Origin of the sequence: Chromobacterium sp. Rain0013 (assembly GCF_015291765.1) — a bacterium.
GTDB lineage: Bacteria > Pseudomonadota > Gammaproteobacteria > Burkholderiales > Chromobacteriaceae > Chromobacterium > Chromobacterium haemolyticum.
The window spans coordinates 2,905,018-2,926,561 of the sequence record NZ_CP031514.1 but is presented as its reverse complement, the minus strand read 5'-3'; the positions used below and the strand labels follow the sequence as shown (position 1 = coordinate 2,926,561).

The window sequence follows — 21,544 nt, the reverse complement described above, 5'->3', positions numbered from 1 at the left end:
TGCCCCCGAAATATCACACAAAACAATATGACAAAATAATAAAAATTTCAAGAACACGGATCAATCTAGTGATTAATCATGAAAAAAACCCGCCTCGCGGCGGGTTTCTTCACGTCCAGATCAGGCTTAGGTTCAAGCCAGCTTAGCCAACTGCACCTTGATCTTGTCCAGCTTGTCGTTCAGCTCAGCCAACTGCGCCTTGTCGCGCTCCACCAGGTGGGCCGGGGCTTTGTCTACATAGCCCGGCTTCTCCAGCTTGGCGGTGAGCTTGGCCAGTTCGGCTTCCGCCTTGCCCTGCTCCTTGGTCAGGCGCGCGGTTTCGGCGGCCTTGTCCACTTCCACTTTCAGCATCAGGCGGGCGTCGCCGGAGATGGCCACCGGGGCGTCGTCTTCCGGCAGCGCGGCCACGATGGAGCCTTCGGTCAGCCGCGCCAGCAGTTTCAGGTAGGGCACGAAGTCCGCCACCGTGGCATCGCCGGTTTCGATGAACAGCGGGGCTTTGACGGCCGGGCCAATGCCCATTTCGCCGCGCAGATTGCGCACCGCGTTGACCATGTCCTTGAACGCGTCCATGCGGCTGTTGGCGGCGGCGTTGATCTTGCCGGCTTCCGCCGCCGGCCACGGGGCCAGCATGATGGACGGGGCGCTCTTGGCGTTGGCCAGCGGGGCCACGGTCTGCCACAGCTCTTCCGTGATGAAGGGCATCAGCGGGTGGGTCAGGCGCAGCGCCACTTCCAGTACGCGGACGATGGTGCGGCGGGTGGCCCGCTGCTGGGCTTCGTTGCCGGTTTGCAGCTGCACCTTGGCCAGTTCCACGTACCAGTCGCAGTACTCGTTCCAGATGAATTCGTAAATGGTCTGGGCGGCGATATCGAAGCGGTAGGTTTCCAGCGCGTTGGTGACGTCGATTTCGGCCTGTTGCAGGCGGCCGATGATCCACTGGTCAACAAAGCTGTATTCCAGCGGCAGGCTTTCGTCCTGGCCGCAGTCCTTGCCTTCCACGTTCATCATTACGAAGCGGGTGGCGTTCCACAGCTTGTTGCAGAAGTTGCGGTAGCCTTCGGCGCGCTTGAAGTCGAAGTTGACGCTGCGCCCCAGGGTGGCGTAGCTGGCCATGGTGAAGCGCAGCGCGTCCGTGCCGTAAGCCGGAATGCCTTCCGGGAACAGCTTTTCCGTGGCCTTGGCGATGGCCGGGGCTTTTTCCGGGCGGCGCAGGCCGGTGGTGCGCTTGGTCACCAGCGGTTCCAGCGCGATGCCGTCGATCAGGTCCACCGGGTCGATGACGTTGCCCTCGGACTTGGACATCTTCTTGCCTTCGTGGTCTCGCACCATGCCGTGGATGTACACGTCGCGGAACGGAACCTTGCCGGTGAAGTGCTTGGTCATCATGATCATCCGGGCAACCCAGAAGAAGATGATTTCGTAGCCGGTCACCAGCACGTTGGAGGTGAGGAAGGCGCGCAGGTCCGGGGTGTCGTTGGGCCAGCCCAGGGTGGAGAACGGCACCAGGGCGGCGCTGAACCAGGTGTCCAACACGTCTTGCTCGCGGCGCAGGGTCTTGCCCGGCGCTTGCGCCTGGGCGTCGGCCTCGCTGCGGGCCACGTAGATGTTGCCGTCTTCGTCGTACCAGGCCGGGATTTGGTGGCCCCACCACAGCTGGCGGCTGATACACCAGTCCTGGATGTTTTTCATCCACTGGTTGTAGGTGTTGACCCAGTTTTCCGGGATGAAGCGCACTTCGCCGCTTTCCACGGCTTCAATGGCTTTGGCGGCGATGGATTGGCCGGTGGGATCCGGATTGCCGTCTTTGTCCAGGGCCACTTTGTCCATGGCCACGAACCATTGGTCGGTCAGCAGCGGCTCGATCACGGTGCCGGTGCGGTCGCCGCGCGGCACCATCAGTTTGTGCGGCTTGGTGTCCAGCAGATAGCCCTGGGCTTGCAGGTCCGCCAGCATGGCTTTGCGCGCGTCCTGGGTGCTGAGGCCGGCGTAGGCGGCCGGCAGTTCTATCGTGCCCTGAGCGCTGCCGTCGAAGCCGAAGATCTGGGCCTTGGCCAGGATTTTGGCTTCCAGGCTCATCACGTTAATGAGCTGGGTACTGTGGCGCTTGCCCACTTGGTAGTCGTTGAAATCGTGCGCCGGGGTGATTTTGACGAAGCCGGTGCCGAACTCCTTGTCCACGTATTCGTCCGCGATCACCGGGACCTGACGGCCGGTGAGCGGCAGTTCCAGCTGCTTGCCCAGCAGGTGCTGATAGCGCTCGTCGTCCGGGGCGATGGCCACGGCCACGTCGCCCAGCAGGGTTTCCGGACGGGTGGTGGCGACGGTGACGAACTCGTCGCTTCCCACCACCGGGTATTTGATGTGCCACATGTGGCCGTCTTCTTCCTCGGAGATCACTTCGAGGTCGGAGATGGCAGTGCCCAGCTTGGAGTCCCAGTTGGACAGGCGCTTGCCGCGGTAGATCAGGCCTTGTTCAAACAGGCGGACGAAGACTTCGGTCACCACTTCGGCGCGGGTGTCGTCCATGGTGAAGTATTCGCGGCCCCAATCCACGGAGCAGCCCACGCGGCGCATCTGGCTGGTGATGGTGCCGCCGGATTGTTCTTTCCATTCCCACACTTTGGCGGTGAAGGCGTCGCGGCCCAGGTCGTGGCGGTTAATGCCCTGCTCGGCCAGTTGGCGCTCCACCACGATTTGGGTGGCGATGCCGGCGTGGTCCGTGCCGGGAATCCACACGGTGTTGTCGCCCTTCATCCGGTAATACCGGGTCAGACCGTCCATAATAGTCTGATTAAAGGCGTGGCCCATGTGCAGGGTGCCGGTGACGTTGGGCGGCGGCAGCTGGATGGCGAAGGACGGTTTGGCGGTGTCCATGCTGGGCTTGAAGTAGCCGGCCTGTTCCCACTGCGCGTACCAGCGACGTTCGATGTCGCCGGGTTCAAAGCTTTTGGCAAGTTCCATGGTGATGAATCGTAGTTCTTCTAGAATGGAAAAAATGGGTCGATTATACCCGGTTTTGGAGTGTTCTCCGAGAGCCGGCGCGGGCGAATCAGGCGGTAGCCAAGGGATAAGCGGACGATGAGCGAAGAAACGCGCGTTTTGGTGATTGAAGACAGCATGGTGTTGATCCGCCCCTTGTGCCGCATGGTGGAGGAAATCGGCCTATCGCCGCTGCCGGTGTGCTCGCAGCTGGAGGTGCGCGAGGCGCTGGCCTCCGGCCAGCACTTCCTGGCCGCGGTGGCGGATTACAACCTGCCGGACTCTCCCGCCGGCGAGCATTTGCCGCTGTTGTTCCAGCAGGCGATTCCCACCATCGTGCTGACTTCGCGCACCGACGGCGAGGTGCGCGACCGCATCTTGCAGCTGCCGGTGGTGGATTACGTGAGCAAGGAAAGCCCGGCCGCCTTCGATTACGTGATGCGGATGCTGACCCGCATTCGCAAGAACCCGGGCATCAAGGTGCTGGTGGTGGACGACTCCGCTTCTTACCGCCAGTTTCTGCGCGAAAACCTGGAGCGCCACCGCTATCAGGTGCTGGAGGCGGAGGACGCCAAGCAGGCGCTGGAGATTTTGCACCGCGACAAGCACATCAAGCTGGTGCTGAGCGACAACGACATGCCGGGCATGGACGGGGTGCGGATGACCAGCACGATACGCCGCTTTCTGGATCACGACCGCCTGGCCATCATCGGCATTTCCGGCAACCAGGACCCCACCATGACCACGCGCTTCATCAAGGCGGGGGCGGACGACTTTCTGCAAAAGCCGTTTAATTTTGAGGAGTTTTTCTGCCGCGTCACCCGCAATGTGGAGTTTGTGGAGAACCTGGAATCCCTGAAGGAAACCGCGGACCGCGACCCGCTGACCAATTTATCCAACCGCCGGCACTTTTTTGAACAGGTGATGCAGTTGAAGAACGGCTACGGTGTGGCGGTTCTGGATATCGACCACTTCAAGCGGGTGAACGATCAGTACGGCCACGATGTGGGCGATCAGGTGATCTGCAACACCGCGCGGCTGATGGAGCAGTTTTTCCCGGACGGCATTGTGGCGCGCTTTGGCGGCGAGGAGTTTGTGATTCTCAGCCCCAGCCCCATCGAGCTGGACATGGTGTGCCGGCTGGAGAGCCTGCGCCTGGCGATAGAGAGCTGCATCCTGACCACCGCCAAGGGCGGGCTGCGCTATACGGTGAGCATTGGCGTTGCCGCGTCGGACATGCCGGAGGTCAGCCGGCTGCTGAAGCTGGCGGACGAACGGCTGTATCACGCTAAACAGCATGGCCGCAATCAGGTGTGCGGCGGCTGAAGAGCGTCATAGCCGGCGCTTTGCCGCTTTGCCCCGCTCTTGGCCGCCCCCCGCCCAAATGGCCAGTTCGCCGTTTGTTTGCGCCGGGACGCCGCCTATAATGACATCGCTTTTTCCGTTCCTTCCGCGCGGCCCCGCGCTTCCCCCGGAGCCGGCGTTTCAACCGGATATCCGCCATGAGCCATCATCACCCGCACGGTCCAGGCTGCGCCTGCTGCACTCTTCCTTTGTTGGCTCAGTTGCACGATGAGCTGTCCGAGCGGCCCGACTGGCAGGACGAGGCCAAGCGGCTGATCCGCCAACAGGAAAAACATTTGCTGCCGCCCTCGCCGCCTCAGACGCTGATCATTTACGGCGGGCCCATCCATACCCTGGCCAGCAGCGGACGGCAAACGGTGGACGCCATCGGCATCGCCAAGGGCCGAATTGCGGCCACCGGTTCATGCGAGGAGGTGCGGCAGGCCATGGCCGCCGCCGGGCATAAAAAACCGGAGGAGATGTCGCTGGAAGGCGCTACCTTGCTACCCGGTTTCGTCGATCCCCATATGCACATCCTCCCCAGCGCGCTGTTTTCGTCCTGGCAGTACGTGGGCGCGTTCTCCGGCCAGACGCTGACGCCGGATTACGGCATTGCGGGCGTGGAAAACACGGTGCGCGCGGCGCTGGCCGATCCCAAAAAACAGCAAAAGGCCAAGGACGGCACGGCCTGGGTGTTGGGCTTCGGCCTGGATCCTTCGCTGATGCGGGTCTGGACCGAACCGGACCTGGACTGGTTTGCCCAGTTTGGCGACTCACTCCCGATCTTCCTGATGAACGCTTCCGGCCACATCGGCTACGCCAACGCGCCGGCGCTGGCCAAGGCCGGCATCAGCCCGGAATGCAAGGGGGTGCTGGTGGAGGAGCAGGTGCTGCAGATGATGCCCGCGCTGCCCTCCCCGTCCCCGGCCGCCTTGCTTTCCAGCATCAGCCAGGTGCTGCACGGCGCGGCCAAGATGGGCAATACCACGCTGTTCGACGCCGGCCTGGGGTCCGGCAAAGGGCTGTTCGAGGTCTTGCTGCTGGACTTGGTGGCCCAGACCGCGTTGAACCCGGTGCGCATCGCCGCCGCGCTGTTTTCCAACGAAACCCGGCAGATGGACGAGTGGACCCGCTTGTTCCGCCCGGACCTGGACGGCATGGAGGACAAGCGCTTCAGCATCAAGGCGCTGAAACTGGTGTCGGACGGCTCCAACCAAGGGCTGACCGGTTTTCAGACCGAGGCCTACAAATGCTATCCGGAACACCAGGTGCCCAATGTGCCGGCCACCGGGCTGTTCAATTTCCGCCCGCCCAGCGCCTTCGCCCCGCATTTGCGGCAGGCGGTGGAGCACGGCTGGCCGGCCATGGTACACGCCAACGGCGACCGCGCCATCGACGAGGTGCTGCAGGCATACGAACACGCGCTCAACCACCCCTCAGCGCCGCTGCGGCCGGATTGCGCCGGCACGCGGCTGCGTCATCGCATCGAGCACGCTTCGCTCTTGACCGACGAGCACATCTCCCAGATGGCGCAGCTTCAGCTGTCGCCCAGTTTTTTGATAGGCCACGTCGGCTATTGGGGCCGCGCCTTCCAGCAAACCATTCTGGGCGAGGCGCGCGCCAAGCTGCTGGACCGCTGCCTGTCCGCCAAGCGCGCCGGCCTGCGCATCAGCCTGCACTCCGACCACTTCGTCACCCCGCTGGGCGGCCTGCGCATGATGGAGCAGGCGATATTCCGCGTGATGGAGGCCGCGCCGGAACAGGCCGGCGGCAAGCCGGCGCTGAACCCGGCGGAGCGGCTGGACCGGCTCAGCGCGCTGCGCGCGGTAACGCTGGACGCCGCCTGGCAGTGCCATATGGACCATATCGTCGGTTCGCTGGAACCGGGCAAGCTGGCGGACTTGGTAGTGCTTGAGCAGGACCCGCTGGACCCGGCGGTGAGCAATCTGCGCGATATCGCGGTGCTGCAAACCTGGCGCTCCGGCGCGCCGGTGTATCTGCATGCCAAGCTGGGATGCGCGACGGAATCCGCGCCGCCGGCCTGAGAGCCTGTTCATGGCCTCGCGAGCAAGGGCGAGACAAGGCGAAAACGAGCGAAAAAGCGGAATGGTCGAGGGGTGCATGAACATTTTGAGCGTGCACTCACCGTGCAACCCTCCACGAAGCGCAGCAGGCTTTGAACAGGTTCTGAGGCGCGCGGCGCCGCATGGGCCCAGCGCAGGCGAGGCCTTGCTCAGCTTTTGTCAGCCCCGCAAGATTGCCATTGGCATATAATTCACCCTGTGCGCGGCGTCGCCGCGCCGTCCCGACGCCATGCACAGGAGCGCCCCATGTCCCTACCCCATCAACCCGGCTGCGCGTGTTGCACTCTGCCCAGCTTGTCCTCGCAACTGGATGAACTGCAACACCATAACTGGACCGAGAGCCTGGCCAGCTTGGTCCGCACTGCCGTAGAACGCACCAAGCTGGCGCTGCATCAGGACGCGGCCATCTTTCACGGCGGGCCCATCTATACGCTGCAAGGCGGCCAGCCCAGCCGCGTGGACGCCTTGGGCATCGCCCACGGCAAGGTGATCTCCGTGGGCAGCCTGCAGCAGGTGGAAGCCGATATGCGCGCGCAGCCGCGCGCCGAGCTTATCAATCTGCGCGGCAAAACCTTGCTGCCCGGCATGATAGATCCGCACATGCACATCTTGCCCAGCGCGCTGTACCGCAACTGGATCAACCTGAGCCCCTTCGAGGGCCAGATCCTGCGGCCGGGCTACAATCTGGCCTGGGTCGGCGAACAACTGCGCGGCCAACTGCCCAGCCATAGCGGCCACACCCTCAACGGCGAGCCGCGCTGGCTGACCGGCTTTGGCGTGGACCCGTCGCTGATGAGCACCTGGGAAGAACCGGATCTGGACTTCCTCGACAGCATCAGCTCGGAAGTGCCTATCTTCCTGATCAACGCCTCCGGCCATCTGGGCTACGCCAACTCCGCGGCGGTGAAACTGGCCGGGCTGGACCCCAAGGGCAAGGGCGTGACCACCGAGTCCGACGTCGCCAAGGTGCTGGCGGTGATCCCCGGCCTGGCCGCGCCGCATGTGCTGTCCAAGGTGCAGGAAATTTTGCACGACGCCGCCGCCAACGGCATCACCACGCTATTCGATGCCGGCCTGGGCGCCGGCCTGGGGCCGCTGGAAATCACGCTGATGCGCGCCTTCGCCCAGAGCCCGCTGGCGCCGGTTCGGATAGGCGCTGCGCTGTACGGCAACCCAGACTGGCTGCAAGAGCAGTGGCTACAAACCTATCAGCTCAACCATAACAAGCACGATGACGACCGCTTCAGCGTCCGCGCGCTCAAGCTGATAGCCGACGGTTCCAATCAGGGCCTGACCGGCTACCAATCGCAGGATTATTGCTGCGCGGATGAGCACCACGTGCCCGGCGTTTCGCCGCGCGGCCTGCTCAACTTCACGCCGCCGACCACATTCGCCACCCGGCTGCAAACCGCGCTGAACGCCGGCTGGCCGGTGCTGGTGCACGCCAACGGCGATCAGGCGGTGGACTATGTGCTGGCTAGCTTCGAGCTGGCGCTGTTCGACGAAAACGCCAAGGACGGCACGCCCAATCCCAAACTGGCGCTGCGCTCGCGCATTGAGCACTGCTCGCTGCTGAGCGACGCCAGCATCGCCACCATGGCGCGGCTGAAACTGTCGCCCAGCTTCCTGATCGGCCACGTAGGCTACTGGGGCCAGGTGTTCAAGACCACCATTCTGGGCCGCGAGCGCGCCCAGATGCTGGACCGCTGCCAGTCCGCCCTCAAGGCCGGCCTTCGCATCAGCCTGCATTCGGACCACTTCGTGTCGCCGCTGGGCACGCTGCGGATGATGGAGCAGGCGGTGACGCGGGTGATGGAGGCGGACCCGGAACGGCAGCCGCTGAACCCGGCGGAATGCCTGGACCGCATCTCCGCGCTGCGCGCGGTGACGCTGGACGCCGCATGGCAATGCCATATGGACCACATCGTCGGCTCGCTGGAACCGGGCAAGCTGGCGGACATGGTCATTCTGCAAAAGGATCCGCTGGACCCGTCGGTGCCGGCCGGCTCGCTGCGCGACATTCCTATCCATCAAACCTGGCTGGCCGGCAAGCCGGTCTATCAAAACCCCGACACCCACTGAGCGGCGCCCGCCGCGCAAAACAAAACCGGCCGGGATTCCCGGCCGGTTTTTGCGTTGCGGACTCGGATTGGAGCCCGGCCTTCACAGAGCCTGTTCATAGTCTCACAAGCCAAGAACGGGCTGACGATCGTAAACAGGTTTTCAGTGCGCCACGGACTTGGACATCAAATTCATCACCAACACCCCCGCCACGATCAAGCCCATGCCTATCATTGCCGGCGCATCCAGCTTCTGCCCATATAAAACCCAGCCCACGATGGATACCAGCACAATGCCGACGCCGGACCACAGCGCGTACGCCACGCCCACCGGGATCTGGCGCAGGGTCAGCGACAGCATGTAGAAGGCCAGCAGATAGCCGGCGCCGGTCAGCAAGGACGGGCCCAGGCGGGTAAAGCCTTCCGACGCTTTCAGCGAGGAGGTGGCGATCACCTCGCTGACGATGGCGACGGCCAGGAACAACCAGGTTTTCATTCAAGACTCCAGTTCAGCGCACGGCTTGCCGCCGCGCATGCGCAGTTTGGCGCGTAGCGAGTCGTACAGCCAGTTGAATATATAAGTGTAAGGCAGGAAGAAGGCGAAGAAGCCCAAATCCAGCAGGAAGGCCTGCCAGTAACTGACGTTCAGCCACCAGGCCGCCAAGGGCACCAGCATGATCACCAACCCGCCTTCGAACATCAGCGCATGCAAGGTGCGCACGCCCACGGTGCGGCTCCAGCCCATCGCCGCTTCCATGCGGTCGAACAACATATTGAACACCACGTTCCACATCATGGCGGCGGTGGACATCATGAAGGCCAGCGCGCCCATATGCAGCAGGCTTTGCTCCATCACCAAGGAGGCCAGCGGCACCAGCATGGCCATCGCGCACAGCTCGTACATCACGGCGTGGAAGCCGCGCTCCAGCCAGGATTTTTGTTTGTTCATGTTATTTCCCAATCATGACCGTATTAAAGACAGCCGCTATTCTGATTGGTTTTTCGGATGGTTGAAAAATAATAACCATCGGTAAAACCGATGCATTAAGCCAGACCGGCGCGCGCGCGGCTCAGGCGCCGCAGCAGGCTGGCGCGCAGCCCGTCGTACAGCCAGTTGAAGACGAAGGTATAGGGCAGGAAGAACAGGAAGAAGCCGATGTCCAGCAAGAAGGCTTGCCAGTAGCTGATCTGCAGCCACCACGCCGCCAGCGGCACCAGCAGGGTCACCAGCCCGCCCTCGAACAGCAGCGCGTGCACCACGCGCAGCGCCGGCGTGCGCGCCCAGCCGCGGCGGCGCTCCCAGCGTTCGAACAGGCTGTTGAACACAATGTTCCACGACATCGCCACGCTGGTCATCATCAGCGCCAGCATGCCGATCTGCGCGGTGTCCTGCTTTAGCAGCAGCGTAGCCAACAACATCAGCAGGCTGATGGCGCACAGTTCGTAAGTCACGGCGTAGAAGGCGCGTTCCAGCCAGGATTTCTTTACATGCATCGATTCTCCTTGATCCGCCGCGGCGTTTGGAAGCAGTTTGCGATCTGCTGCGCCGCGGCTTGATTAGCAAGACAATGACGCGATTTTTATTGGTTTTTCGGATAGGATAAAGATAGTTTTAATCGGAGAAACCGATATGAGTATGTCGCTAGACGCGCTGGCGGCGTTTGCCAACGCCGCCGAACTGGGCTCTTTTTCCGCCGCGGCGCGGCGGCTGGGCAAAAGTCAGTCCACCATCAGCGAGGCCATCGCCAACCTGGAGATAGACCTGGCGGTGCAGTTGTTCGACCGCGGCAGCCGCCAGCCCACGCTGACCCAGGCCGGCCGCCACCTGCTGGGCTATGCACGGCAGATGCTGGCGATTGGCGATGAATTGAATCAGCAGGCGCAGTTGCTGACCGCCGGGCTGGAGCCCCGGCTGACCCTGGTGCTGTCGGACACGTATCAGTCTTCGCGTTTTCAGGAAGTGACGCGCCAACTGGAACAGAACTTCGAGGCGCTGGAACTGGAATGCCTGGTGGGCGAACAGGACGATGTGCTGGATTTGATCCAGACCGGACGCGCGCACCTGGGCTGCATGGCGGCGCAGAAGCAGTACCCGGCCGATATCGGCCACGCCACGCTGGGCGAGGTTAGCGAAGTGGCCCTGTATGTGGCGCGCAGCCATCCGCTGGCGGCGCTGGAACAGGTGGACCGGCAGGCGCTGAGCCGCCACCGCGAACTGCGGCTCAACACCTATACCGAAAGCAAACCGGAAACCATGAGCCGGCGCTGCTGGTTCGCGCCCAGCTATCTGATGCTGCTGGAGATGGCGATTCTGGGCGCGGGCTGGGCCGAGCTGCCGCGCTGGCTGGCGGACTCCTTCGGCGCGGAGCGGCTGCGCGAGCTGCGCGCGCCGGGCTGGCCCAAGGCGCGCCACATTGATCTGGTGTGGTCGCGACGGCGGCCGCTGGGCATGGCCGCCGTCTGGGTGCGCGAGCAGCTGCTGCGCTCATGACTACGCCGCCGCGCCGCGGGCAAGCCCCGCGCGGGGGATGGCGAGAACTCAGGCGCTGGGCATCGTCATCGGCCGCAGAATCCACATCGGCGGCCGGCCGGGATGCAGTTTGCGCAAGCGCAGCGTCGGCGGAAAGATTTTTTCCATGCCGAAGCCAAAAGCCAGGGAACGATCCGCAAGACTGACGATATTTCCCGGCTGCGAAAACACATCCCAACGCTGATTGGGCAAGGCCGGTTCCGGCAACAGATCCAACTGTAACGGCGAACCATCGGCCGCTTCATTGGCGGCGATCACTAATTGGTTGCCGCTAGTAGCCAGCGCGAACAAGCCTCGATCGAAGTCGATATTGAACAAGGCGGAGAAGTTGTTCTGGAACGGCTGCAGACTAAGCCGAGCGCCCTTGATTGAATCGTCGGCCACGATGGCGTAATCCGGGAAATAGGCCGAGGTGATGAAATACGAAGTGCTGCTGAAACCCATTTCTTGCTCCTTTACTTCTTCCGTAAAACCCAAAAGCGGCGGCGGGCCATACCGCCCGCCGCCGCAATCCGTGCCCTTCGCTTACTTAAGCGGTTTCCAGCACCAGCTCCGAGCGTTGAGCCGAGGTCAGCGGTTTGAGCGCCCATTGCTGTGCCGGCGAAGCGTTGAACTCGTACAGCCAGATCAGGCTCCCCACGCCGCCACGGCTCTGGTTGTCTATCACCAGATTGTTGTTTTGACGGCTGGAAATATAGCCCGGACGGGAGAACAGGTCCCATTGCTGGCTCAGTGAGGATGGATTGTACGGACGCAGTACCAAGGGCTTGCCGCTGGACAGGTCGGAAATGTCGATCACCAGTTGGTTGCCGCTGGTGGCCAAGGCAAACACGCCGTTGGCGAAGTCGATGTTGAACAGCGACAGGAAGTTGCCCTGAATGGGCTGCAGGTACAGCTGGGAACCGCTCATCGAATCTTTGGCGGTAATGCCCAGCGAGATGTTCTGGCTATAGGTAAGGAAGTAAGGAACGCTAGAGAAAGACATATGGCAACCCCCATTTTTATGCCAATCAATTATTGGCTTTCTCAAACTAGCAAGGTTTCCCCGTATTGCAAGCGCGCGCCCGAAACGAGCCGCGCCCGGCTTAAAATCCACCCAAAAACCCCATCATAAACACTGACTTAGACGCCGCTAGGTGAAATTGCTTAAATTCGTCCACTGAAGAACGGTCTGTCCGCGTGCAGGCGACGCCAACGAAAACAGCCGGGCATGCGCCATATGGAGTAGCTCACCAAGAGCGTTGAACGCCGCCATCGTCGCACCGTTCTTCCAAGACAAGAAGAACGATCGGTGCAAGATCATCAGCTTCTACGCCAAACGCGCCCGCGGGCCGATGGCGCGCAGGGCCGTCAGACGAGGCGTCACCAACCCGGCCGCGCTGCGCAATTTCGACAGCGAGGGCTACACCTTCGAGGCGGCCTCCACCTGCCAGCTGAGTTGAGTTTTCCACCTCGAACATCACTGATACGCCCCAGCCGGCGCTCAACGACTGACTGCATCCTGCGCGCAACAGTTCTCACCCAAACAATCATGCAAAATCCGCATGCATCTCCGTCTTAGCCATCAGACCAATCCGGCCAAAACCTTCTGCAGTCAACCACCGTCTCCGCCAAATTCTCATATTAAACAATTGATTACCAATAATTAAACAATTTTCAATATTGAATTTAACAAGCCCGACAACTACACTCGGTATTCATAAAACTTTACAGATCATTACCTTCAGTTTAAACAAGGTAGCGATCAAAACAGCGACAAGCGGGCCGGCAATCTGCTTGAAACAAGCAAAACGAATCCAGTAGAGGCTCAATATGAACAAATTCATCACCACCTTGGCTGCGCTGGCGGCCATGCAATCCGGCTTGACCTTGGCTGCCCAAGGCGGTGTCATCGGCTTCTCCGGCGCCATCGTTAAAGAGCCGTGCGCGCAGGAAGCCAGCACACTGGTCCGCTACTCTTCGCATCCGCAACTGTATCAGGCCGCTCGCAAGATTTCGTCCGGCCCTACTTGCTCCGGCATGGACAACACCCAGTCCGTGACGATCAGCAATGTGAAGACCAGCCAGTTCACCGAAGGCCAGATCGTTACCGTCGTATACAACTAAGAACCTGTTTACAATCTGCCGCGCTGCGGCGATACGGTGTTAAAAAAACCGCTTCGAAATGCTCATGCACTACTTGTACATTCCGCTTTCTCAGCGGTTTTCGCCTTGTCTCGCTCATGCTCGCTAGACCGTAGACACGTTCTCAGCGCCGTGAGAACTCAAAAACGCCGCCGCCGCGGACACTCCGCGGCGGCGGCGTTTGCTTTGCCCGTAAAGTCAGATTACTGATACAGCATATTGAGCGTCACCACCGATTGCAGCGTGCCAGGCACCACCGTCGTTGTCCGCATGTATTCGACGAACACAGGCAATTGCGCCGTCTGCGACTGGATATTCATAACTCGGGTGTTATTGGTGCTGTTCGCTCCTATATTCCGCCCGTCCGCCAGCGTTCCCATGAAAACCCCCACGCCTTTGGCCGTGCCGCTTGTATTCGCGAACAGGATGGGGTTATTCGCATCCGGCGTGCCGGAAAAACTGAAGGTGGCGGTATGCAGCGCGGTCGAGCAGTTGTTCGCGGTAATCGTGAAGCTGACGCTACCCGCCGCACTGCCCACCGCAGGCAGGGCGCTGACGCCTATCGTTGGCAGGGTCACCACCCGGTTGACATCCGCCGTGCTCAGATTACAAGTGCCGCCAGGCGTGAACGTCACCGAGCCGTTGATCAACTGGTTGTAGTTGACCCCGGGATAACCATTCAAGCCCCCCACCCCGTCCAGTTGAAACACCGAGTACTGGCTAACCGCGACGGTACCGCTGGACGGCGCGCCCGAGGTTTTGAGCAGCACGATGGAGTATTGCAGCGTCGTGGAGATGGTGCCCGCAACCGGCACAAAGATGCCGGTATTGATCGCTCCGTTCGACTGCGTGTAAGTCTGCCCGTTGAAGATGATGCCGACCTGCAGGCCGGCCGCCAGCGCCGCCTTCTTGGGATTGACCCAAAAATACACATTCTCGCCCAGACTCTGCTGGCAATAGACGCTGATGGTCTGCAAGGGCGACTGCCAGATGACCGTGCCGGTTGGCACGGCCGCGGAAACGTACAGATTGCCGGGCAGGCTCAAGGTGGACGTCACGCTGCCTGAGGAGCTGGCGCCATTCCAGCAAGCCAGGGCATGGCTGGTCACCGGCAGGCACAGCAAGATCGCGCACAGCCAGGCGCGCAGCACGCGGATAATCGATTGGCTCATCATTCTTTCGCTTTCTGATCGCTAGCCTTCACTCGGCATCGCATACTGCTTCGGTTATCGAATAACCCGCGCCATTCAGTCGCGCCGAGGGCGGATAATGGAAGCGACACTGTTGATCCCGCGCGCTACCCCAGTTGGCCCGCAAGGTTTTCCCTTCCATGCCTCGGAGGAAGGCGCGGCTTCCCTGCCCCACCATCGCCAGCACGTCGCCGTTGTCGGCCAGCACCGACGCCCCCACCGGCACGGCGCTGCCGTCGGCCCGCTTCAACGTCACGATGACGGGTTTGCCCTGTTCGGTGGCGAATTTGAGCATCACGATGGCTCCGGCGCGCGGCGCGTCCTGTTGCGCGGTCTCCTGCAGCTCGACGTTCTCGCTCATCCCTTTCGGGTCCAGCGAGACTTCGTTCTGCCGGTACGGCATCAACGACGACACCACCGCGTAACCGTCCTGATTGACGCGCACACCATTGGTATTGTTGACCGCCGCGCCCGCCGCGCCCGGCGCGTTGATGACGGCGAACGATTCGCCCACCGATTGCGCCGCAGTGACGCCGCCCGGATGGAACACCAGGGCCCCCATGACCCCGGCATTGACTTGCGAGGAATGGCCCACACTGCTGCCGCCGACGCTGACCGTGGCCACCGAGCTGGCGTACTGCACGCTGGCTCCACCGCCGCCGCTGCTGCTGCCTGAGGGCGCGCGGGTATCGCTGGCGTAGACGTTGTAGCTCAGGTTGCTCAGTTCGCCGCTGGTGCCGCTGACTGCTAACTGAGTGCTGCCGCTGTGATCGCTATTGCTGTTGACGCTGGCGGTCAGCAGCGGGGCGTGCGCTGCGCGGCCAAGCGGCATCGACACGCTCAGCGTGTACTGGTTGACGTTGTTGCCCAGAGTATCGTGCAGCCGGCCAGCGGACAGGCTAAAGTTGACCCCCTTGAAGCGGTTGTTGTAACCAACCTGATAGGTCACGTCGTGGCCGCGCTGATTCCAGTAGTCCTGCGTCGAGCCGCTGATGTACACATGGCCCCAGCCCGCCGGCAGCGGCTGGTCGGCGTTCAATTGAAACTGGTTGCGGGTGCGGTACACCATGCCGTTCTGATTCAGCAGATTGACATAGTCCCGGAACTGCAGATAACCGGTGGTGGAGTAGCGGTACGCCGCTACCGTGAAGTTGGTGTTGGTGCTTTCCAGCAATTTGCTATAAGCCAGGCGATAGCTCTGACCGCTCATGTTTTCGCTGCCCGCGACATTGGGAAGGCGGTTGGCCCAGGACTGGGTGACGTCCAGCGCCAGAGAGCCGATGGCGGTATTGAGCCCAGCGCCGAAGATGCCGGCCTGGTAATGTTCGGCGGCGATGCCGCCGCCGTACAGCGTCAAGCTGCCATTCACGCCGCGCTGGTAGGTGGCTTGCATGAAGTCCGGATGCTGGCTCAGCGTGCTGTCCCGCCACTGCCCAGCCGTCACCGAATAGCGCGATTGACCCTGACGCAATAGCTGCCGCACCGAGGCGTAGGGCACGACGAAGGTGCGCACCCGGCCATCGGCCTCGGTCACGGTCACGTTCAGATCGCCGGCGAAGCCGGTGTTGTACAAATCGTCGATGCTGAACTCGCCCGGCGGCACGGTGTTTTCATATATCAGGTTGCCGTTCTGGCGGATCGATACCTTGGCGTTGGTCTCCGCCACGCCGCGCACCACCGGCGCATAGCCTTGCATCGATTCCGGCTGCATGCGGTCGTCGGAATTGAGCTGCACCCCGCGGTAGGGTACGCTGTTGAACAAGTCCGACGGCGTGAAGTTGTCGCCGACGGTCAGAACCGAGCGCCAGTCGGTGATGTCGCGCTGGGCGTAGGCCGACGTCCCCTGGTAATGACGCTGGCTGCCGTTGCCGCCATCCTGCTGGGTAACGGTGCCGTTATAGCGCAGCCTCCACATGCCGAGGTTCAGGCCGGCGTTGGCGCCCAGATAATATTGGGTGGACGCGCCATTGGACCCGGTGTCGTAACGGTAGACGTTGGCGTTGTAGTTGAGGAAGCCGGCAAAGGGCGCGCCGGCGTCCCAGTATTGGGGATCGACATAGCCGCGAGCATGCGCGCGCAGGTATTTCTGCGGCACGCTGACGTCCAGGTGCAAATCGCCGCTATTGAAGCCGGAGAAGGCGCCGGGCACGAGTTGGGCAATATCCCGACAGGGCTCGTCCTGCATCGGCGCGCTCTCCGGCTTCTGCTCCAGACGCTTGAAATCCACGCCCATCTCTTCCAGCGCCTTTCGGCTGAAACAGGCGAACACCTTGTGATCATCACGCTCCTTCATCAGCACGTCGCGACGGCCGATCCAGGCATCGTTGACGTACACGTCGGCGCGATAATTGCCGGGCAGCGCCCCTCCTGCCTGGTTGAAACGGCTTAGTCCCAACGGCGGCATGCCTGACGGCCGGGTCAAGAACGCCGGATTGAACTGTACATCGTCCGGCGGTGATGTCGGCGCCGCCGGCGCATCGGCCCAGGCCAAAGGGCCGCCGAACAACCCGCAAATAAGCGAGGCAAGAAGCGACAGGCTCCAGCATTCAGCCTGTAATCGAGTCGAGGAAGGTTTCATCGCGCAATCCGTTTTGCTGCGCAGGCGACCGGACAACAGGCGGCCGCCCGAATGGTCAGGGGGCCAGAGCGGCGTCGTGCATCACTGCCGCGCCAAAATCGTTGATGCTCTCGTAACTGAACTGCAACTTGCCCCCAAGCTTTGACTTCAAGTCCTTCAGGGGGAAATCCTTGCTGCCGCCGGGCGGCACCATGCCGCTGTCGGTCTCGTAGGAACGGGCGTTTGCCGTCAGCACCGCGCGATTCAGCGACACGTTGTAGGCCTCCGCATTGGTGGCGCGCAACAGATAGCCCTTGCCGTTGGGCTCGGCCTGCAGCGACCAGCTCAGCTTGTCGGCCGCGTCGTCGGCGCTACCGGGCAGGCCCTTGGGGCGGTAAAACAACTTGATCCGCGAGCGGAAGGCAACCTGCATGAAGTTGCGCTGCTCCTCGGCGCTCTTGGGCAAAGGCGGAATATCCAGCACGTTCAGCCAGAACACCGATTCGCGGTCTTGAGGCAGATCGGCGCCTGTGAAGGTGATTCGCAGGGTCTGCCCCTTGGCAGGATCAACCCGGAAAATCGGCGGCATGATCAGAAACGGCGCATCCGCGGTATCCGGCGTCGACTTCTCGTTGCCCGCATCGGCCCACACCTCCACCAGCGAAGGCGCTTTGCCGGGGTTGTTGATTTTGACGGTCACTTCGCGGTCAGCGGCGTTGTACACCACCCGGGTACCGGAAATCACCACGCCAGCGTTGGCGACCGCGCTGGTGAAGAAAGTAAGGGCGGCCCAGATCGCAACGCCGCGGACTACGAATGCTGTCATGACTTCTGCCTATTTTCTGACTTGAAACGCCAGCCGCGCGCAGCGCGGCTGGCAACGACTGCCCACGTCGCTTACTGATAAGTCATCGAGTACTGCACGCTGGTATTCACCGCGCCTGCGCCGGCCGCGCCGCCGGTGGCGATGTACTGCGCGTAGTAGTTCAGCGTCGCTGTGCCGGAACTGATCGGCACTATCTGCGAGTTGGTGTTGTTGGCCAGGTTGATCGCCTGCAGGGTGTTGTTGAGCAGCTGCACTTCCACATTGGTGGCCGCGCCGGCGTTCTTCAGGTTGCCGGTAGCGGCATCCACCGTCGGCCCGATTTCGAAGTGGGTCACTGCGTTTTTCAGTGTGGCGGGGCAATTGCTCAGATTGATGCTGAACGGGGTAGAGCCCGCGGTTTGACCAGCAGTCGCCAGCGAAGATACGCCGACGGTGGGCAGGGTGACGGTAAAGCTGGCCCCCCCGGTACTGTTGATCGTGCAGGTATTGGCGACAATGTTGCCATTGATGGTGATGGTGCCGTCGGCAGCCAACGCGCCCGCGGCGTAAAAACTCAGGCCGGCGGCCAGTACGGTAACAAGCTTCTTCATTGCTCATGCTCCATTGCGATTGCCGGGCGCTTATCGCGTCCGAATGCGCGTCCTTCCAAGTGGAAAGACGCTCCCATAGCTTCGTCGCGCCAGCGCGGCGAAAACCCGCTATCTAGCTTTCCCGCCCAAGGCGGGAAAGCATCGGCTCCATCTGATCTTCTGCTTCCGTTCTCTCACATTGAAAACAAATGCTTTAATCAGATTTCACAAGTACAACCAAATGCATGACGAGCAATATAAATAAACATACGAAACAACACAAATCACAATTAGTTTAAAATTATTACAAATGAAAACCGCGCCAACGCCCGGCCTCACCAGACAAGACGCGCGTCACTGTAATCACCGTCCCGCTTACTGTGGCATATTCGTCACATCGTGCTCACTGGAACGATAAACCGTCCCAAAACAGGCCAAATCGCGATAAAAACACGGCCGAGCGCCCACGCTATTAAGTTCCTGTGATGAATCCCGCCCCTTGGCAATGAACGGCTTCCTCCACCGGATAACCGGCGTCATCCTCCCCGCACGCCGCCCCCTGCTCCCTCGCCTCAAACCTTGAAACCCGCGAACAAAGCCTGTTGGCACTGGGTGCACATGCCCGCATCTAGCGGAGATAAAACGGAAAATTGTCAGTCAGAAATTCCGGAAGTGATTACAGCCGCCTCCGCCGCCGAGGCGGGCGACCCGACAGGATGATGTTGAACGCTCAACGACATCCTGCTTGTTCTCACCACAGGCGTGCCTTGGGAACGCCTCCAGCAGGAATTCGGTTTTGGTAGTGGGATAAGCAACTGGAGACGCAGGATGCGCCGATAAAGCCCGGGTGACTGACATCACATACCCCCGAACGCATGAGGGCTGGCTAGACCTGGCCGTGGTGCTGGACCGGCTCTGGCGGCAGGCCATTGGCTGGTTGATGCCATCACGCATCGATGGAGAGTTGGTGCTGGATGCCTTGTTGATGGCGGTATGGCCACGCCAGCCAAAGCAGAACGCGCTGGTGCATTCCGACCAGGAGAGTCGGTTCAGTGGTGATGACTGGCAGGACTTCCTGAAAGCGCACCATTGGGCGCCTGGCATGAGCCAGCGCGGGAACTGCCGCGACAATTAGGCGTATTAAGTCCCCTGGCCCAGCGCCTGTCGCGTCAGCCCAAATAGAAATGCCCCGACCGAAGCCGAGGCATAACTATTACCAAATCATGAAGTCTTACAGGCGCGTGCTCTTGAGCGTCAAATCAGACCGACAAGTAGGACGACTGCTTCAGACCCCGGCAGAACTCCGCGAAGAACAGACTGCGCTCTTCGCTGCTAAGGTCCGCCGCGCGCGATTTGGCTTCGTAACGGTTGAGGATGTCTTCCGGCGACAGGTGCACATAACGCAGCATGTCTTCGATGGTGTCATGCTCTTCCACGCCGGAGAACTCCAGCTCGCCGCCGTCGCGCACATAGACGTTGACCGAGTCGGTGTCGCCGAACAGATTGTGCATATCGCCCAGGATTTCCTGATAAGCGCCCACCAAGAACACGGCGATCAGATACTCGTCGCCCTGCTTCACCTCGTGCACGGACAGGCTGGATTCAATGCTCTGCTGGTCCACGTACTGCTTGAGCTTGCCGTCGGAGTCGCAGGTCAGGTCCTGCAGCACCGCGCGGCGGGTGGGCTGCTCGTTCAGACGGTGCAGCGGGGTGATCGGCAGAATCTGATCGATGGCCCAGGTGTCCGGCAGGCTCTGGAACACCGAGAAGTTGCAGAAGTACTTGTCGGCAAGGCGGTCGGTCAGTTCGTCGTACACCTGACGCTGCGAACGCTGGCTGGCTTGCAGCTGGCGGTGCAAGCGGCGGCACAAGGCGGCGTGCACGTCTTCCGCCAGCGCTTTTTCCTTCAACGACAGGCGGCCGGAGGCGTAAAGGTCGGTCACTTCCGACGCATAGTGGCTGGCGCGGTAGTAAATTTCAGTGACCAGATCGTCGTCGTTGAGCTGAAGCAGCTCAAACAGCTTGCGCACCGGCTGCGACAAGGCGGCCAGGTCGGCCACCTGCGGCACTTCGTCCGGCAGGCGCTCCACATCGGTCACGTTCATGATCAGCACCGCGTGGTGAGCGGTCATCGCGCGGCCGGATTCGGACAGGATGCGCGGATGCGGAATGCCGTTCTCGCCGCAGAATTCGGACAACATGGACACAATCACATGCGCGTACTCGTCCATGTCGTAGTTGATCGAGCTGTCGTTGCGGGAATGGGTGCCGTCGTAATCCACACCCAGGCCACCACCCACGTCCACGTGATCAATGGGCAGGCCCAGTGCGCGCAGTTCCGCGAAGTAGCGGATGGCCTCCCCGAAGCCGCTGCGGTAATCGCCGATATGGGCGATCTGCGACCCCATGTGGAAGTGCATCAGGCGCACGCAATCGGCCAGGCCGGCGGCGGTCAGCTTGTCCGCGGCGGAAATCAGCTGGCCGGCGGACAGGCCGAACTTGCCCTTCTCGCCGCCGGTGTCCGCCCATTTGCTGGAAGCCAGCGAGGACAGGCGCACGCGCATGCCGATATTGGGACGGATGCCCAGCTTGCGGGACTCATCGATCACCAGCTCGACTTCCGACTCTTTCTCGATAACGATGAATACTTGATGGCCCAGGCGCTCGCCCATCAGAGCCAGGCGAATGTAGTCGCGATCCTTGTAGCCGTTGCAGACGATGGTGCAGCCCTTGGGCGACAGCGCCAGTACCGCCATCAGTTCCGGCTTGGAGCCGGCTTCCAGGCCGATGGACACGTCCGGCGTGGCGATGATGCTCTTCACCACCGCTTCTTGCTGGTTGACCTTGATCGGATAGATGGCGGTGTAACGATTGCCGTAGCCTTGTTCGGCTATGGCCTTGTCGAAAGCCGCGCACAAACGGGTGACGCGGTCTTGCAGAATATCGGGAAACCGCACCAAGAGCGGCAGGTCCAGGCCCTTGCCGGACAGCTCGCCCACCAGGCGATGCAGGTCGATTTCCTTGTTTTGGCGCACATTCGGACGCACAACGATATTGCCGTTGGCGCCCATGTCGAAGTACCCCGCTCCCCAATGCCGGATGCCATACAACGCCCGGCTATCAGCCACAGACCAAGCCATGAGTTTTCCCCTCAAGAACTGACGGAAAGCCCTGAACCCCGCGCGGTGGGTGGACAGGGATTTCCAAAGGACGCGCCCAGGCCGCCGCCGAAAAAGCGATGAGCCAGCCGCAGGAGCATCCTTATGATGGATAACCCC

The 21,544-nt window shown here is 61.6% G+C and carries 17 protein-coding genes and 1 pseudogene; 7 read left to right on the top strand and 11 right to left on the bottom strand.

The genetic code is table 11. The features are described from left to right. Nucleotides 1-132: 132 nt before the first annotated feature. Nucleotides 133-2,964, bottom strand: a complete 2,832-nt coding sequence (locus DXT74_RS13520) for a valine--tRNA ligase (protein ID WP_194426207.1) — start codon at nucleotides 2,962-2,964, stop codon at nucleotides 133-135. A 117-nt stretch (nucleotides 2,965-3,081) separates the two neighbouring features. Between DXT74_RS13520 and DXT74_RS13515 the strand changes: the two genes are divergently transcribed. From DXT74_RS13515 to DXT74_RS13505, 3 genes are all read left to right on the top strand, one after another. Then, entirely contained in the window at nucleotides 3,082-4,308 is a 1,227-nt protein-coding gene (locus tag DXT74_RS13515; RefSeq protein ID WP_043641668.1) for a diguanylate cyclase, read from the top strand. A 176-nt stretch (nucleotides 4,309-4,484) separates the two neighbouring features. Then, nucleotides 4,485-6,371, top strand: a complete 1,887-nt coding sequence (locus DXT74_RS13510) for an amidohydrolase (protein WP_194426206.1) — start codon at nucleotides 4,485-4,487, stop codon at nucleotides 6,369-6,371. Nucleotides 6,372-6,656: 285 nt separating this feature from the next. Beyond that, on the top strand, nucleotides 6,657-8,492 hold the full coding sequence (locus tag DXT74_RS13505; protein ID WP_194426205.1) for an amidohydrolase: 1,836 nt from the start codon (nucleotides 6,657-6,659) through the stop codon (nucleotides 8,490-8,492). 141 nt (nucleotides 8,493-8,633) lie between these two features. On the opposite strand, the gene DXT74_RS13500 is transcribed toward DXT74_RS13505, so the two are convergent. From DXT74_RS13500 to DXT74_RS13490, 3 genes are all read right to left on the bottom strand, one after another. Further along, entirely contained in the window at nucleotides 8,634-8,966 is a 333-nt protein-coding gene (locus DXT74_RS13500; RefSeq protein WP_043641665.1) for a multidrug efflux SMR transporter, read from the bottom strand. After that, entirely contained in the window at nucleotides 8,967-9,419 is a 453-nt protein-coding gene (locus tag DXT74_RS13495) for a multidrug/biocide efflux PACE transporter (RefSeq protein ID WP_043641663.1), read from the bottom strand. Between the two features lie 95 nt (nucleotides 9,420-9,514). Continuing rightward, nucleotides 9,515-9,964 (bottom strand): multidrug/biocide efflux PACE transporter, encoded by a 450-nt coding sequence (locus DXT74_RS13490; RefSeq protein WP_043641662.1) that lies wholly within the window; start codon nucleotides 9,962-9,964, stop codon nucleotides 9,515-9,517. 136 nt (nucleotides 9,965-10,100) lie between these two features. On the opposite strand from DXT74_RS13490, the gene DXT74_RS13485 reads away from it, so the two are divergent. Continuing rightward, nucleotides 10,101-10,961 carry a LysR family transcriptional regulator gene (locus tag DXT74_RS13485; protein WP_194426204.1) on the top strand — a complete coding sequence of 287 codons (861 nt, stop codon included), beginning with the start codon at nucleotides 10,101-10,103 and terminating at the stop codon, nucleotides 10,959-10,961. 48 nt (nucleotides 10,962-11,009) lie between these two features. Here the strand turns inward: DXT74_RS13485 and DXT74_RS13480 are convergent, their stop codons facing one another. Together DXT74_RS13480 and DXT74_RS13475 are read right to left on the bottom strand one after the other, a co-directional pair. Further along, on the bottom strand, nucleotides 11,010-11,444 hold the full coding sequence (locus DXT74_RS13480; RefSeq protein WP_081554646.1) for a hypothetical protein: 435 nt from the start codon (nucleotides 11,442-11,444) through the stop codon (nucleotides 11,010-11,012). Between the two features lie 85 nt (nucleotides 11,445-11,529). Beyond that, nucleotides 11,530-11,985 (bottom strand): RICIN domain-containing protein, encoded by a 456-nt coding sequence (locus tag DXT74_RS13475; protein ID WP_194426203.1) that lies wholly within the window; start codon nucleotides 11,983-11,985, stop codon nucleotides 11,530-11,532. Between the two features lie 256 nt (nucleotides 11,986-12,241). On the opposite strand from DXT74_RS13475, the gene yaaA reads away from it, so the two are divergent. Together yaaA and DXT74_RS13465 are read left to right on the top strand one after the other, a co-directional pair. Beyond that, entirely contained in the window at nucleotides 12,242-12,442 is a 201-nt protein-coding gene (yaaA, locus tag DXT74_RS13470; RefSeq protein WP_231138182.1) for a peroxide stress protein YaaA, read from the top strand. A gap of 370 nt (nucleotides 12,443-12,812) precedes the next feature. Further along, entirely contained in the window at nucleotides 12,813-13,106 is a 294-nt protein-coding gene (locus tag DXT74_RS13465) for a hypothetical protein (protein WP_043641660.1), read from the top strand. A gap of 221 nt (nucleotides 13,107-13,327) precedes the next feature. Here DXT74_RS13465 and DXT74_RS13460 read toward each other — a convergent pair whose 3' ends face one another. The 4 genes from DXT74_RS13460 to DXT74_RS13445 form a co-directional block, all read right to left on the bottom strand. After that, entirely contained in the window at nucleotides 13,328-14,296 is a 969-nt protein-coding gene (locus DXT74_RS13460; RefSeq protein WP_194426202.1) for a fimbrial protein, read from the bottom strand. 28 nt (nucleotides 14,297-14,324) lie between these two features. Beyond that, the gene (locus DXT74_RS13455; RefSeq protein ID WP_194426201.1) at nucleotides 14,325-16,892 is read right to left on the bottom strand and encodes a fimbria/pilus outer membrane usher protein; all 2,568 of its coding nucleotides are present in this window, start codon (nucleotides 16,890-16,892) and stop codon (nucleotides 14,325-14,327) included. Nucleotides 16,893-16,947: 55 nt separating this feature from the next. Then, the gene (locus DXT74_RS13450) at nucleotides 16,948-17,697 is read right to left on the bottom strand and encodes a molecular chaperone (RefSeq protein ID WP_043641657.1); all 750 of its coding nucleotides are present in this window, start codon (nucleotides 17,695-17,697) and stop codon (nucleotides 16,948-16,950) included. 71 nt (nucleotides 17,698-17,768) lie between these two features. Continuing rightward, nucleotides 17,769-18,287, bottom strand: a complete 519-nt coding sequence (locus DXT74_RS13445; protein WP_043641656.1) for a fimbrial protein — start codon at nucleotides 18,285-18,287, stop codon at nucleotides 17,769-17,771. A gap of 826 nt (nucleotides 18,288-19,113) precedes the next feature. Here DXT74_RS13445 and DXT74_RS13440 point away from each other — a divergent pair. Further along, nucleotides 19,114-19,398: pseudogene (locus DXT74_RS13440) on the top strand (DDE-type integrase/transposase/recombinase); the annotation flags it as partial. 127 nt (nucleotides 19,399-19,525) lie between these two features. On the opposite strand, the gene speA reads toward DXT74_RS13440, so the two are convergent. Next, nucleotides 19,526-21,406, bottom strand: coding sequence for an arginine decarboxylase (gene speA / locus DXT74_RS13435; RefSeq protein ID WP_194426199.1), 1,881 nt, complete (start codon nucleotides 21,404-21,406; stop codon nucleotides 19,526-19,528). Between the last annotated feature and the right edge of the window lie 138 nt (nucleotides 21,407-21,544).